This is a genomic window from Flavobacterium sp. LC2016-13 (assembly GCF_009707955.1).
GTDB lineage: Bacteria > Bacteroidota > Bacteroidia > Flavobacteriales > Flavobacteriaceae > Flavobacterium.
This window is the reverse complement of sequence record NZ_WMDQ01000009.1, coordinates 151,115-165,710: the sequence shown is the minus strand read 5'-3', so window position 1 is coordinate 165,710 and position 14,596 is coordinate 151,115. Positions and strand designations below refer to the sequence as shown.

The 14,596-nt window shown below is 33.7% G+C and carries 11 protein-coding genes; 6 read left to right on the top strand and 5 right to left on the bottom strand.

Annotated features, from left to right (window positions below; genetic code table 11):
• Nucleotide 1: 1 nt before the first annotated feature.
• The 3 genes from GKZ86_RS18270 to GKZ86_RS18260 all read left to right on the top strand — a co-directional run bounded on the left by GKZ86_RS18270 (nt 2) and on the right by GKZ86_RS18260 (nt 4,916).
• A complete protein-coding gene (locus GKZ86_RS18270) occupies nt 2–1,249 on the top strand; it encodes a glycoside hydrolase family 26 protein (RefSeq protein ID WP_154784495.1) in 1,248 nt (415 codons plus the stop codon).
• 255 nt (nt 1,250–1,504) lie between these two features.
• A complete protein-coding gene (locus tag GKZ86_RS18265) occupies nt 1,505–2,791 on the top strand; it encodes a cellulase family glycosylhydrolase (protein WP_154784494.1) in 1,287 nt (428 codons plus the stop codon).
• Nucleotides 2,792–2,921: 130 nt separating this feature from the next.
• Nucleotides 2,922–4,916, top strand: a complete 1,995-nt coding sequence (locus tag GKZ86_RS18260) for a glycoside hydrolase family 97 protein (RefSeq protein ID WP_154784493.1) — start codon at nt 2,922–2,924, stop codon at nt 4,914–4,916.
• 51 nt (nt 4,917–4,967) lie between these two features.
• Here the strand turns inward: GKZ86_RS18260 and GKZ86_RS18255 are convergent, their stop codons facing one another.
• From GKZ86_RS18255 to GKZ86_RS18240, 4 genes are all read right to left on the bottom strand, one after another.
• A complete protein-coding gene (locus GKZ86_RS18255; protein ID WP_154784492.1) occupies nt 4,968–5,924 on the bottom strand; it encodes an aldo/keto reductase in 957 nt (318 codons plus the stop codon).
• A 308-nt stretch (nt 5,925–6,232) separates the two neighbouring features.
• Entirely contained in the window at nt 6,233–8,548 is a 2,316-nt protein-coding gene (bglX, locus tag GKZ86_RS18250) for a beta-glucosidase BglX (RefSeq protein WP_154784491.1), read from the bottom strand.
• A gap of 205 nt (nt 8,549–8,753) precedes the next feature.
• Nucleotides 8,754–10,133, bottom strand: a complete 1,380-nt coding sequence (locus GKZ86_RS18245) for a sialate O-acetylesterase (RefSeq protein ID WP_154784490.1) — start codon at nt 10,131–10,133, stop codon at nt 8,754–8,756.
• Entirely contained in the window at nt 10,123–11,211 is a 1,089-nt protein-coding gene (locus GKZ86_RS18240; protein WP_154784489.1) for an SGNH/GDSL hydrolase family protein, read from the bottom strand. Before GKZ86_RS18240 ends, GKZ86_RS18245 begins: the two co-directional genes overlap by 11 nt.
• Before the next feature lie 250 nt (nt 11,212–11,461).
• Between GKZ86_RS18240 and GKZ86_RS18235 the strand changes: the two genes are divergently transcribed.
• Nucleotides 11,462–11,968, top strand: a complete 507-nt coding sequence (locus tag GKZ86_RS18235) for a C40 family peptidase (protein ID WP_154784488.1) — start codon at nt 11,462–11,464, stop codon at nt 11,966–11,968.
• A gap of 91 nt (nt 11,969–12,059) precedes the next feature.
• Here the strand turns inward: GKZ86_RS18235 and GKZ86_RS18230 are convergent, their stop codons facing one another.
• Complete coding sequence (locus GKZ86_RS18230) at nt 12,060–12,476, bottom strand: DUF1573 domain-containing protein (RefSeq protein ID WP_154784487.1); 417 nt, start codon at nt 12,474–12,476, stop codon at nt 12,060–12,062.
• Nucleotides 12,477–12,637: 161 nt separating this feature from the next.
• Here GKZ86_RS18230 and GKZ86_RS18225 point away from each other — a divergent pair, with 161 nt between their 5' ends.
• Nucleotides 12,638–13,900: a sensor histidine kinase KdpD gene (locus GKZ86_RS18225; protein ID WP_154784486.1), complete on the top strand. Its 1,263-nt coding sequence runs from the start codon at nt 12,638–12,640 to the stop codon at nt 13,898–13,900.
• Complete coding sequence (locus GKZ86_RS18220) at nt 13,897–14,580, top strand: response regulator transcription factor (RefSeq protein ID WP_154784485.1); 684 nt, start codon at nt 13,897–13,899, stop codon at nt 14,578–14,580. Before GKZ86_RS18225 ends, GKZ86_RS18220 begins: the two co-directional genes overlap by 4 nt.
• Nucleotides 14,581–14,596: the final 16 nt, after the last annotated feature.

Here is a 14,596-nt window from a genome sequence, read left to right as displayed (position 1 = left end):
AATGAAAACTACATTTCTCAAAATAGCATTTATAAGTTTATCGATATTAGCGTTTGTAAGTTGTTCTTCAGACAATAATACAAGTGATGAAGTCATCGTTGATCCGCCCACAGAAGTTGATGCCATGACCACAAAAAATGTCACAAATTATATGGTCGACGCCAATGCTACCAAAGAAACTGTAGCTTTATTTTATAATTTAAAAAGATTATCCAAAACCAAAGTTGCGATTGGGCAACAAGATGCTTTTAATAGTTTTTATCAAGATGCTGGAGGAGATTCTGACATCAAGAAAAATACAGGTTACGATCCCGCAGTTTTAGGATCAGATTTTATGTTTATTACCGATAAAAACAATAACAATCAGTCAGATAATTGGTTTTATCAGCAAGAACAAAAAATTACCAGCGATGCAAAAGCCGCTTACGCAAAAGGTATGATTAATACATTTTCATGGCATTTGAGAGAACCAAATAATGAAGATTCGTTTTATGCAGCCGATATGACTGCAGACCAAAAGGCAACCGCATTTAAAAGTATTTTACCTGGCGGAACAAATCACGAATGGTACAAGAAAAAATTAGATAAAGTTGCCAGTGTAGTTTCGAATTTAAAAGGCGCAAACGGCGAATTGATTCCGATAATTTTCAGGCCTTTTCATGAATTCGATGGAAGCTGGTTTTGGTGGGGAGCAAATTTTTGTACTCCGGACGATTATAAAAAAGCATATCAGTTTACAGTTGATTATTTAAAAACTACAAAAGGCGTTCACAATATTTTATATGCTTTTTCTCCTGACAACTCCTATTTAACAAGAGAAACTTATTTAAGCCGATATCCCGGAGACAGTTATGTTGATATTTTAGGAATGGACAATTATGGCGACTTAAACAACCAAGGAAGCACAGGAGTTAATACTGCAAATGCCAAACTTAAAATGGTCTCAAATATAGCTCTCGATAAAGTAAAAATTGCCGCTTTAACCGAAACCGGATATCAGGTTAACGCAACAACGCCACCAGTTACCAATTGGTTTTCGACCAACTTATACAGTGTATTAAATAATAATCCAACTTTTGATCTTCAAATTATATCGATAAGTTATGTCATGTTTTGGAATAATACTAAAGATGGCTATTATGTTCCGAATGGTGCTGTGTCGAACGCAAGTGATTTTAAAACATTTGCCACAAAACCAAAATCAGCATTATTGAATTCTTTACCGAAGATGTATGAATTACCGAAATAATATTATGTTTAATTAGTTGACAAACTAAACGTATTTGTGTCATTTCGACGAAGGAGAAATCACATCCAGAGAGCAACGAACTGTAAATCCGTTATATTCTTCGAAATGATAAGATTATGAAATTCAAAAGCTTCTTAAAAAACGTAAAGTCCTAGCCCTGATAGAAGTGGAAATCCTTTTGTGCCGGTCCCGAGGCTTCGGGAGGCACAAAAGATTGAAACGGATAGCAGGAAATAGCTCCAAAAAAAATAAATAATGAAAAACATCTTTCAAAAAACCTTCAGATTAATGCTAATCCTTTCTGCAATCGCTTGTCAGTCACAAGAAAGAATTACGGTTAAAGGAACACAATTCTATAAAGGCAACAAACCTTATGCTTACATTGGAACCAATTATTGGTACGGAAGTTTATTAGCTTCTAAAAAAGTAGGCGATAGAAAAAGACTGCTTCGTGAACTTGATTTATTACACAAAAACGGAATTGATAATTTAAGAATTCTCGTTGGCGGCGATGGCGGAAAATATGATTTTACGGTTCGTCCGGCGTTACAATATGAGCAAGGAAAATACGATGAAGATTTACTTGACGGACTTGATTTTTTGATAAACGAAATGCGTAAACGTAAAATGTATGCGGTTTTGTATTTGACTAATAATTGGGAATGGTCTGGCGGAATGTCGCAATATTTAGAATGGAATGGAAAAGGCGCGATTCCGGTTCCTGCGATTCCACCAAATACTTGGCCCGAATTCATGTCGTATACAGAACAATTTCACAGTTGTGAGCCTTGTATGAAAGCTTTAGAGAATCATGTAAAATTTATTATTGGAAGAACTAATAAATATTCGAAAAAGAAATACACCGAAGACAATACCATTATGGCGTGGCAAGTTGGGAATGAACCAAGACTTTTTACGGTAGAAAACGAAACAAAATTTACAGTTTGGTTAAATAACATCGTCGATTTAATTGACAGCCTTGACAAAAACCACTTAATTTCGACAGGTTCTGAAGGTAAAAACAGTTCAAATGACAGTATGGAAATTTTTGAACGCACACATCAGAATCCGAATATTGATTATTTGACGATGCATATTTGGCCAAAAAACTGGAATTGGTTTAAAGCTGATAATGCAGAAAATACATTGCCAACAACTTTAGAAAATGCCGGAAAATATATTGACGAACATGTAAAAGTGGCAAACAATTTAAAGCGCCCAATTATTATTGAAGAATTTGGTTTAGGAAGAGAAAATGAAAGTTTATTAGCAACTTCATCTGTAGCGAACAGAGATATTTTTTATAATTACATTTTTAACAGAGTTGCCGAAAGTGTTAAAAATAATGGCCCGTTGCAGGCGGCAAATTTCTGGGGGTTTGGCGGCGAAGGAAAAGCCGTTAATGAAAATGGAAAATGGAATCCCGGCGATCCGTTAACAACAGATCCTCCGCAAGAACCTCAAGGATTAAATTCTGTTTTTTCTACGGATAAATCGACATTGAAAATTGTAAAAGATTATAATTTGAAATTGAAAAAATAAAAATAGAATTCATTCCTATTTTCCGTAGAGACGCACAGCAGTGCGTCTTATGCGCAAAGAATATCCTGAACATAAACTGGACGTAGACGCACTGCTGTGCGCCTCTACGTAATTACAAAATCGAAATTTGATGAAAAAACACACCATAAAAAAAACACTTATTCTTTTTTGTTTACTATTCGTTAATTTTTCTTTCTCACAGAAAAAACAAGACTTTATTTTGAATTCTCCTAACGGAAAAATCGAAGTTAAAATCGCTGTGAACGAAAAAATAACGTGGACGATTTTACATGAAAAAGATTTGATTCTCGCACCTTCTGAAATGTCAATGGCTTTGAATGAAAATGCTATTTTAGGAAAAAATGCCATTGTTTTAAATTCAAAAAAAGAAAATGTAAATACTTCATTTGAAACTCCGTTTTACAAAAAGAAATCCGTTCAGAACAAATACAATCAGCTTACTTTAAATTTTAAAAATGATTTTAGCATTGAATTTCGTGCTTTTGACGATGGCTCCGCCTATCGATTTATTACTAAAAAGAAAAAAGATATTACCGTAAAATCCGAAGAAGTTGTTTTGAATTTCGATCAGGATTATAATACTTTAATGCCGTATGTACGTGATTTACGAAATCCGAAAGATCCTTTTATTTCTTCGTTTGAATCACATTATGAAAACAAAAAAATAAGCGAATTTGCTAAAGATACTCTTGCCTTTTTACCTTTTTTAATTGATTATAAAAACCACAAAAAAGCCGTTTTTCTGGAAGCTAATCTCGAAGATTATCCGGGATTATTTGTCACAAATAATAAAACAAAATCAGGTTTTGAATCTCGTTTTTCTAAATATCCACTTCAGGAGACAAACGGTGGATTTAATTACCTCAACAAATTAATTACCGAAAGAGCCGATTATCTGGTTAAAACAAAAGGAACACGAACTTTTCCGTGGAGAGCGATTGTAATTTCTGAAAATGATTCGGATTTAGCCAATAATGATATGGTGCAGAAATTATCCGAACCTTCAAAAGTCAAAGATATTTCGTGGATAAAACCCGGAAAAGTCGCTTGGGATTGGTGGAACGACTGGAATATTTATAATGTTGATTTTAAAGCCGGAATTAATACACAAACCTATAAATATTACATCGATTTTGCCTCTAAAAACAAAGTTGAATATGTTGTTTTAGATGAAGGCTGGAGCGTAGAAACCGACATCATGAAACATAATCCAAATGTGGATTTAGAAGCTTTAATCGCCTACGCAAAAGAACGAAACGTTGGTATTATTTTATGGAGTTCATGGATGGCTTTGAATAACAATATAGATGGCGTTTTTGAAAACTACGCAAAACTTGGTATCAAAGGTTTTAAAGTTGATTTTATTGACAGAGACGATGCTAAAATGGTGAATTCAGTTTATGATATTGCCCAAAAAGCAGCCAATCATAAATTGCTTTTGGATTTTCACGGAATGTATAAACCAACCGGAATTCAGAGAACTTTTCCAAATATTCTGAATTTTGAAGGCGTAAAAGGTTTAGAAAATAATAAATGGACACCAAATGATGATGTTCCGCTTTATGATTGCACGATTCCGTTTATCAGAATGATGGCCGGCCCAATGGATTATACGCCGGGCGCAATGCGAAATGCAACCAAAAGCGAATTCAAACCAAGTCACTCAAATCCGGTAAGTCAGGGAACAAGATGCCATCAATTAGCGCTTTACACGATTTTTGAAGCGCCTTTGCAAATGATGGCCGATAGCCCGACAGCTTATATGAAAGAACAGGAAAGCACTGATTTTATTGCTAAAATACCAACTACTTTTGATGAAACCGTTTCCTTAAATGGCGAAGTTGGAAAATTTGTGACAATCGCCAGAAAAAAAGAATCTACTTGGTATTTGGGCGCAATTACAAATTGGGACTCCAGAGAAATTACAATTGATTTTTCTTTCCTTGAAAAAGGCAAAAAATTCGAAGCCGAGATTTTCTCTGACGGATTAAACGCTGATAAAGCTGCAGTAGATTATAAAAGAGAAATCATAACCGTTGATTCGACAACAAAATTAAAATATCGACTAGCAAGTGGCGGCGGATTGGCGATGATTATAAAATAAAAAAATGGGACAAATTGTCCCATTTTTATTAGATTTTAAACTATAGTGAAATCACGATAAAATCTTTTCAATCGCGTTCAATTCATCTGATGTAAAATCAAAAATTTGTAAACAATCAATATTATTATTCAACTGTTTTACAGAACTAGCGCCAATTAAAACTGAAGTTATTCGCTTGTCTTTCATCAACCATGCTAAGGCCATTTGCGCCAAAGATTGATTTCTATTCTGAGCAATTTCATTCAATTGAACTAATTTCTGAATACGTTCTTCCGTAACCTCATCTTCTTTCAAATGTCCGTTTGGATTATGCGCTCTGGAGTTTTCCGGAATTCCGTTTAGATATTTATCAGTTAAAAGTCCTTGTGCCAAAGGCGAAAATGCAATACAGCCCACTCCTTTTTCTTCCAGAACATCTAACAAACCATTTTCAACCCAACGTTCTAACATCGAATATTTTGCCTGATGAATCAAACATGGCGTTCCTAATTGTTTTAAAACATCTACCGCAACTCGAGTTTCTTCTGCAGAATAATTACTGATTCCAACATACAAAGCTTTTCCACTTCTTACGGCATAATCCAGCGCAGCCATTGTTTCTTCAATTGGAGTTTCAGGATCAGGACGATGCGAATAAAAAATATCGACATAATCAACCTTCATTCTTTTAAGACTCTGATCTAAACTTGATAGTAAGTATTTACGAGAACCCCAGTCTCCATAAGGTCCGTCCCACATTGTGTAACCTGCTTTTGTAGAAATTACGATTTCATCACGCAAATTTCCCTGAAAGTTATGCCACAAAATTTTACCAAAATTAGTTTCTGCAGAACCCGGAACCGGTCCGTAATTATTGGCTAAATCAAAATGAGTAATTCCCTTATCAAAAGCTTCTACGGCAATACTTTCGGCATTATCAAAATTATCTACCGATCCGAAGTTATGCCATAATCCTAAAGAAATTTCAGGTAATAATAACCCACTTTTTCCACATCTGTTATATTTCATTGTTTTTGTTTAATGGTTGTAGTTTTATAGGTTTTAAAGGTAGAAAAATATGAAAAGATATTAATTTAAAAGTTATGCTTTTTTTAATCTCGCAAAGACGCAGAGTCGCAAAGTTTCTTTTGAATAGCCCCTAGCTTCAGCTAGGGGAATAAGATTTGAATAAGAAAGGGCTTTAGCCAAACTTTGTAGGTTTGGCTAAAGCCCTTTCGATTGTGTTTATATTTTCATCCAGCTAAAGCTGGACGCTATTCAATCTTATTTTTAAAAACTAAACTTTGCGACTCTGCGTCTTTGCGAGATTAAAACTTTTAGTCTTTAATTTCAAAACCACTTTGCAAACCTTTATCAGAACTTCCTCCAACCATAATTTTAAAAGTTCCCGGTTCTACTAAATAATTTCCTTCGTTATCATAAAAACCAAGTTCCTTATTCGTTAGAGTAAAAGTTACGGTTTTCGTTTCTCCTTTTTTCAAATTCACCAATTCAAAACCTTTCAATTCTTTTATTGGGCGAACGATACTGGCAAATTTGTCGTGAATATACAATTGAACTACTTCTTTTCCGTCGTAATTTCCAGAGTTCGTAACCTCAACGCTCACCTGAACTTTTTCTCCTTTTGCAAAAGCGATTTTATTTACTTTTAAATCTTTATAATCAAATGTTGTATAACTCAATCCAAAACCAAAAGGAAATTGAGGTGTTTTTTCCACATCCATATAATGCGACCAAAAAACATTTTTGTCACTGTCAATTGGTCTTCCAGTACTATATTTATTATAATAAATTGGAACCTGACCCACATTTCTAGGAAATGACATTGGCAGTTTCCCACTTGGGTTATAATCTCCGTATAAAACCTGCGCAACTGCATTTCCTGTCTGCGTTCCTAATTGCCAAGCTTCTACAATTGCAGGAACATTTTCTGCAGCCCACGGAATACTCAACGGACGACCGTTATTTAAAACCAAAACAACATTCGGATTCACTTTATAAATTTCTTCTAATAATTCCTGTTGTAATCCTGGCAAATTCAAATCAGTTCTGCTTCTTCCCTCTCCACTTTGAAATCCGTATTCGCCTAAAACCATTACAACAACATCAGCATTTTTCGCCGCTGTTTTTGCAGCTTCAAATCCGCTTTTATCTGTTGTGTTAAAAACGGTTTCGGTTAAAAACGTTGCTTTTTGTGACAACAAATCAACACCTTTTTCAAAAACCAATTGATTGTCTTTATATTGCTGCATTCCTTCTAAAACCGAAACAGCTGTATTATCATCGGCAGCAATTCTCCAGCTTCCAAGCGGACTGTTTTTATCGTTTGCCAAAGCGCCAATCAAAGCAATTTTTTGTCCTGATTTCTTTAGTGGAAGCAGATTCTCTTTCCGCCCCGGCGGACAAGCATTTTTCAATAAAACGATCGATTTCTTCGCCATATCCAAAACACCATCATTATTGGCTTTACTTCCAATAACTTCTTTTTCGCGTTTTTCATCGCAATATCTATACGGATCATCAAATAATCCCAATTCAAATTTCACACGAAGAATTCGGCGAACGGCATCATCAACCAAAGCTTCTTTTACTTTTCCTGATTTTACCAAATCAACCAGTTTTGCTACATACAAATACGATTCCATATCCATATCAGAACCTGCATTCACCGCCTTTGCTGTTGCATCGGCTTCGTCTTTTGCATAACCGTGCGCGATCATTTCACGAATCGACGCATAATCTGAAATTACAAATCCGTCAAATTTCCATTTCCCTTTTAAAATATCTCTTTGCAAAAATGCATTTCCAGTCGCCGGAACGCCATTCAACGTATTAAACGAATTCATAAACGTACGAACTCCGGCTTCAACTGTCGCTTCAAAAGGAGGCAAAACCGAATTATACAATTTAGAATTACTGATATCGACAATATTATATTCCAATCCCGCTTCAACATAACCATACGCCGCAAAGTGTTTCGCACAGGCTGCAATGGTATTTACTTTAGCCAAATCAGCAATGGTTTCACCCTGAAAACCTTTCACTCTCGCATAACCAATTTTGCTTCCCAAATAAGGATCTTCTCCTGCACCTTCCATCACACGCCCCCAACGCGCATCATTTGCAACATCTACATTTGGTCCAAAAGTCCAGTTAATTCCAGATGCCGAAGCTTCATCTGCCGCAATCGCCGCTGATTTTTTAATGGCTTCTAAATCCCAACTCGCCGCTTCTGCCAAAGGAATTGGACTTAACGTTTTATAACCATGTATTACATCAAAACCAATAATCAACGGAATTCCCAAACGGGTTTCTTCAACCGCGATTTTCTGTACGGAGCGAACTTCTTTTACACCACGAACCGTTAACATCGATCCAACCAATCCTTTTCTTAAATGTTCGTATTTTAATTCAGCAGTTCCGCCTTTTGGAGCTGGTCCTGTTACATCCCAAAAACCATTATATTGGTTCATTTGCCCCACTTTTTCTTCTAAAGTCATCAAAGGCAAAAGCAAATTAATACGCTGTTCAATGGTTTTATTTTTATCCAGATAAGGTTTTTTCTGTGCATTCATATTTCCAACAGTAAAAAGGGCGAAAATCCCAATGGTTATTATTTTTTTATTTTTCATGGTTGAGTTAGTTTTTTTTGCCACAAAGACACTAAGGCACAAAGTATATTATAAGCTTAAAAATGCACATTTTGTGTCATTTCGAGGAGCGAGAAATCACATAACGGAATTCCGGTTCGTTGCTCTCTGGATGTGATTTCTCGTTCCTCGAAATGACACAAAAAATATAAAATCTTTCTTCTTTACTCTTTATTCTCCTAATCTCCTATTCCGTAATAAAACAAGAAGCAGGTAAATTCGCTTTATTAAACAAATCCGACTGAATTGTATTTCCCCAAGCAAATCTCACTTTTACAGGATTCGAAACTTTTTTGCTCACTAAAATCACTTCATTATTTTTTATCGACGCTTCTGCCGGATAAAAAATAGCATCGGCTCCAGCCACTTCAAACTGATTCGAAATTTTATTTTTGAAATATAAACCTTCAGCATAATCAAATGAAACCAAAACTTTGTTTTTATCGATTTTAATTTCTTTAAAAAGCGGACCATTTACCAAATTTGAATTGACTCGATAAGTTTCGGTCAAAGCCAAATTTGCCAGACGAATTCCAACCGATTTTTTATTCTTTGGATGAATATCAATCGTATCCGAAATATCAGAAGTCAGCACCATTCCGGTTTTCGGAACTTCTTTTAAAATTTTTCTTTGAGAATTTCTTACTGTGACATTCGAGAAATTATTGCTTCCGGTTTTATAAGGCGCGATTTGAACGAAATAAAAAGGAAATTCATCATTCCAAACCTTTCTCCAGGACGTAATTAAGGCTGACAACGTTTTATCATAAACCAAAGAACCAACATTAGATTCTCCCTGATACCATAAAGTTCCGGCAATTTTAAAACCCACAATTGGGTAAATCATAGCATTGTAAGCACGTCCGGGTTGGCGTGGTCCATATTCTTGTTCGTTTAGCTTTTTGGCATTTTCTAACAAAACAGTATCATTTTGAACCACTTCTTCCGGCATCCAGATTTCAGCAGGAGTTCCGCCCCAATTCGATGAGATTAATCCGATTGGCACATTTTTTAAATCCTCTCTTAAACGTTTTGCAAAAAAATAACCAATGGCGCTAAAATATTTCATGGTTTCGGGAGTCGACTCAACCCAGTTTCCAGATAAATTATTTTGGGGAGTTGTTGCTGTTAATTTTGGAACGGTGAAAAAACGAATATTAGAATTCGTAGCATTTTTTGTTTCTTCTTCTCCATTATCGATTCCCCAGCTTGCAGACATTTCCATATTAGATTGTCCGGCGCAAACCCAAACTTCTCCAATCAAAATATTTTTAAGAATAACTTCGTTATATCCTTTTATAGAAATCGTGAACGGTCCGCCGGCTTCAGGTGTTTTGATATGAAGTTCCCATTGCGCCTGATTATTGGCAACGACTTTATATTCCTGATTGTTCCAGCTCGAAACCAATTTGATTTCTTCTTTTGGATTTGCCCAACCCCAAATTTTCACTTCAGAATTGCGTTGTAAAACCATATTATCGCCAAAAATATTCGGAAGTGTCACGTTTGCCATCATAGTACTGGAAATCAATAGAAAGAAAACAAACTTAAATATATTATTTTTCATTTAGTAATTTTTTTAAAAACGGAGCATATTCAGCTGCCAAAACTTTATGATCGGCAACATCAGGATGCCCTAAACATCCTTTTGGCGTCATTGGTTTAAATTTAAAAATCAAGATTGGTTTATGGATTTTATCTTCCGCGAAAGCGTTTTTTACTTTATTTAAACAATTCTCAAAAACTATTGCTCTTTCACCATTGACCATCGGGCTATTTGTAATTACAATTTGCGCATTCGGATTGTGTTTGTATAACATCTTTATAAAATCGATGTAGTTTGAAACGTATTTTTCTGCATTAAAAGGCAAGCGCTCTTTCTTTCCGTCTCCACCAGAAAAATCATTGGTTCCTAATGCAATACTTATAATATTTGGCTGAAAGGCAAAATCATATTTTGGTTTAGAATTATCTTTGGTCAAATATAAATTCTGGTACACATCGGGCATTATAGCTTCGTCTTTATTTTCATCATTCCAATTCCGGTACATTCCAATTCCGGAAACTGAACTTACTAAATAATCAACTCCAATTTCTCTTGAAAGCACTGGACCATAGGCATAATATCCGTTATGATGGTCGTGATATTCTCCTTTATCACAATCAACAGAATCACTTGCTGCGCCACAAGTAATAGAATCACCAATAAATTCGATTTTCTTTTTCTTTTTTGAAGCAATTGAAGTCAGTTTGGCGCTTGTTCCGGCAAATAAAATATTTCCGCTTTGAGCTTCGGTGTTTTTATAAATTTCAAGTCTATGGATTTTTTTATTAGCCGTAGTTTTTATTGGAAAAGATTGAACTGCACCTTTTTCAATTCTTAATTTACCAATATATTTTCCGTCTAAAACTAAAGAAACATAATTATGATGTTCATACGAATCAACACTTTGAAGTGAAATTGAACATTCAGTTCCTGTAAAATTAAAAGAAACAGAAGAAGCTGTTCCAATTAAAATCACATTGTTATTGGAAAGTTTTTCAATTCGTCCTTCGTAAACAAATGTATTTGTTTTGCTTTGCGAAGTCGAAACTATCGAAATCAACAAAAACAAAATTGAAAGGGCTATTTTTTTTAGAAACATAATTTATTCGTTAAAATCTAAATGTGATTCACAAATATATTTTAAATATGGTTTCCAAAAAGATACTAAAATATCAAAAGACAATAAAAAAACACCAAAATAATCAAGGCTTTTTTTACGTTATAGTCTCGTTCTTAAAAGTCATAACAACTATTGCTTTGATTTTCAAAAGCAACAGTTTATCTTTATAAAAAAGGTTCAAAAATTTTGAACAGCATAAATCGGTTTTAGCCAAAAAAATAATTTCAAGATGAAGTCATATATCTCTATAGTATTCGTTTCAATTTTAGTTTCTTCTTTTACATGTAAAAAAGAAAACAAACCGATGATTCATCAAATTGAGAAAATATCAACTGAAATCAATCGCGATTCTATTGTTGATTATGCTAAAAATTATTTAGGCACTCCTTATTTATATGCCGGAAATGATCCCAAAAAAGGATTTGATTGTTCTGGATTTGTGAGTTACGTTTTTAAAAATTTCAACCTAAATTTACCAAGAAGCTCTAGTGGTTATAAAAATTTAGGAACTGCTTTAAATCCTGAAGATTTTAAAGTTGGCGATATTTTAGTTTTTTACGGATACAAGGACAGAACTGTCGTTGGTCATCTTGGTATTATTTGCGAGGCTAATGGCATGCAGTCAAAGTTTATACATGCTTCTTCAGGAAAAGTAAACAGTGTTACGATCACTTCTCTTGCAACAGAACATTACACCAACCGTTTTTATAAATGTATTGATGTGATTTCGAAATAAAACCGAATCAAAATAATTCTAATAAAACACATAAAAAAACTCCAGACACATTACATATCTGGAGTTTTTCCCTTTATAATCAACCTTTTATTTAAATAACTGTTCCTTTTAAAGTTAGGATTTTTGGAGCAGTTTCAGCGCTTGTTGTTACGGTAACTGTTTTAGTAAAAGCACCTTTGTTAGCTGCATTATAGGTAGCGGTTACTTTTGCTGATTTACCAGGCAAAATTGGTTCTTTAGTATAATCTGTTGCTGTACAACCGCAAGATCCCTGAACTGTTGTAATTACGATAGCCGTTTTTCCTGTATTTTTAAATTCATAAACAATTGCTTTTGGTGTTCCTTGCGGAATTTCTCCAACATCAACTGTTTCTGCTTTCCAAACTATTGTTGAAGCTGCAATTGCTGTATTTCCATTTTTGCAAACTAATGTTTTAACTGGTGCTATTGCTGAAAAAGACATTAATCCTAAAGCTAAAGCTAACATCGAAATTTTAATAATTTTCATAGTCGATTTTTTTAATGGTTTATAGTTAAATTTTCTATACCAAAAGTAATTGAGTTAAAATCAATTAGCTGTTAAGCGGTTTCAAATGTTTGTTAACGACTTGTTAAGCGGTGTTTTTAATTTAAATTTTGACTATATTCACTTTTTAAACGCCCCAATTTTTGAAAATAAATAAACTCAATAGTATCATTCTTTTAGGACTTATTGCGATCATAAGTATCTTGGTTGCGCAATTGCTTTGGACAAAAGAAGCGTTTACTTTAGAGCAAAAAAAACTCAGCCAAAAAGCCCATATTGCTTTACTTGAAGTTGCCAAAAAACTTTATGAAGGCACGAATCACGAATTGCCGGCGCAAAATCCTGTTCGAAAAATAGCCAATGACTATTATATTGTAAATGTCGATAATGACTTTGAACCTGATATTTTAGAATTTTATCTAAAAACAGAATTCAAAAAAATGAATATTACGACTGATTTTGAATATGCAATGTATAATTGCCAAAGCGACGAAATGGTTTATGGAAATTATATTTCATTATCTGAAAAAGGAAGAGGAAAGCAATCTGTTTATTTTCCGAAACATAAAAATCTAGTCTATTATTTTGCGGTTCGTTTTCCCAATGAAACTACTTATTTGTTTAGTTCGATGCGTTTTTGGTTTGTACTTTCCATGGCGCTGATCCTTATTTTATTGATTTATGTGTATTCGATTTTTACACTTTTACAGCAAAAAAAATACTCAGAATTACAGCGTGATTTTATTAATAATATGACGCATGAATTTAAAACGCCTTTGTCTTCCATTTTAATTGCTTCTAAATATTTAATTGAACAAAATCCGATTAAAGAAGACAAAAAGCTTTTTACTTATACCGATATTATTATTAAGCAAAGCCATAAATTAAACCATCATATTGAGAAAATTTTAAATGTCGCTAAATCTGATTATAAGACATTAGAATTAAAAAAAGAATCGATTTTGATTGTTCCTGTTATTGAAGAAACTATTGAAAATATTGTTTTAAAATATCCTGAAGCAAACATTAAAATTGAAACGGATTTAATTGATATTAAAATTGAAACGGATATTTTTCATTTCACCAACTTAGTTTACAATCTGATCGATAATGCTGTAAAATATTGCAATGAAAAGCCTGAAATCACGATTCGAATTACATTAGAAAATGAAATATTAAAATTGGCTTTTATCGATAACGGAATTGGAATTTCGTCTAAAAATCTTTCTTTTATTTTTGATAAATTCTATCGTATTCAAAATGAAAAAAGCAACGAAGTCAATGGTTTTGGTCTTGGCTTATATTATGTAAAAGAAATTTGCAATTTGCAAAACTGGAAAATAAATGCCCTAAATAATGATCTAAAAGGTGTGACTATCGCCTTATCAATTCCTTATAAAAAATGAAAAATTTTAAAATTCTTTATACCGAAGATGATGAAACATTAGCGTTTCTGACGAAAGACAACCTGGAACAAAACAACTACGAAGTAATTCATTGCCGTGATGGAAAATCTGGCCTGGAAGCCTTTGAAGAGGAAGATTTTGATATTTGTATTCTTGATATCATGATGCCTAAAATGGATGGTTTTGAACTGGCAACAGAAATAAGAAAAAGCAATACTGATATTCCGATTATTTTTCTTTCGGCCAAAACTTTAAAGGAAGATCGCCTCAAAGGTTTGCGTTTGGGTGCCGATGATTATTTGGTTAAACCGTTTAGTATTGAAGAATTATTATTGAAAATCGAAATTTTCCTGAAGCGATCCCAGAAAAACAACCTGATCGAAAATCCGATTTATGAAATTGGTCAATATCAATTTGATTTTGAAAATTTCTTTCTTTTTAATGAAAACGAAAAAATAGGTCTGACTCAACGTGAAGCTGAGCTTTTGAAATTATTTTTTGATAATAAAAATATGGTTTTAAAAAGAGAAAAAATCCTTTCGGCTCTTTGGGGAAATGATGATTATTTTATGGGACGAAGTCTGGATGTTTTTATTTCCCGCTTGCGTAAAATCTTAATTAATGAAAAAGAAATTGCTATAGAAAACATTCATGGAGTTGGTTTTCGTTTTAAGATGTAATTTCTTGACAATAATT

Bases quoted from the DNA above. Each gene is read 5' to 3' on its own strand.
- GKZ86_RS18270 (WP_154784495.1), top strand. From the start codon at position 2: ATGAAAACTACATTTCTCAAAATAGCATTTATAAGTTTATCGATATTA.
- GKZ86_RS18265 (WP_154784494.1), top strand. From the start codon at position 1,505: ATGAAAAACATCTTTCAAAAAACCTTCAGATTAATGCTAATCCTTTCT.
- GKZ86_RS18260 (WP_154784493.1), top strand. From the start codon at position 2,922: ATGAAAAAACACACCATAAAAAAAACACTTATTCTTTTTTGTTTACTA.
- GKZ86_RS18255 (WP_154784492.1), bottom strand. From the start codon at position 5,924: ATGAAATATAACAGATGTGGAAAAAGTGGGTTATTATTACCTGAAATT.
- bglX (WP_154784491.1), bottom strand. From the start codon at position 8,548: ATGAAAAATAAAAAAATAATAACCATTGGGATTTTCGCCCTTTTTACT.
- GKZ86_RS18245 (WP_154784490.1), bottom strand. From the start codon at position 10,133: ATGAAAAATAATATATTTAAGTTTGTTTTCTTTCTATTGATTTCCAGT.
- GKZ86_RS18240 (WP_154784489.1), bottom strand. From the start codon at position 11,211: ATGTTTCTAAAAAAAATAGCCCTTTCAATTTTGTTTTTGTTGATTTCG.
- GKZ86_RS18235 (WP_154784488.1), top strand. From the start codon at position 11,462: ATGAAGTCATATATCTCTATAGTATTCGTTTCAATTTTAGTTTCTTCT.
- GKZ86_RS18230 (WP_154784487.1), bottom strand. From the start codon at position 12,476: ATGAAAATTATTAAAATTTCGATGTTAGCTTTAGCTTTAGGATTAATG.
- GKZ86_RS18220 (WP_154784485.1), top strand. From the start codon at position 13,897: ATGAAAAATTTTAAAATTCTTTATACCGAAGATGATGAAACATTAGCG.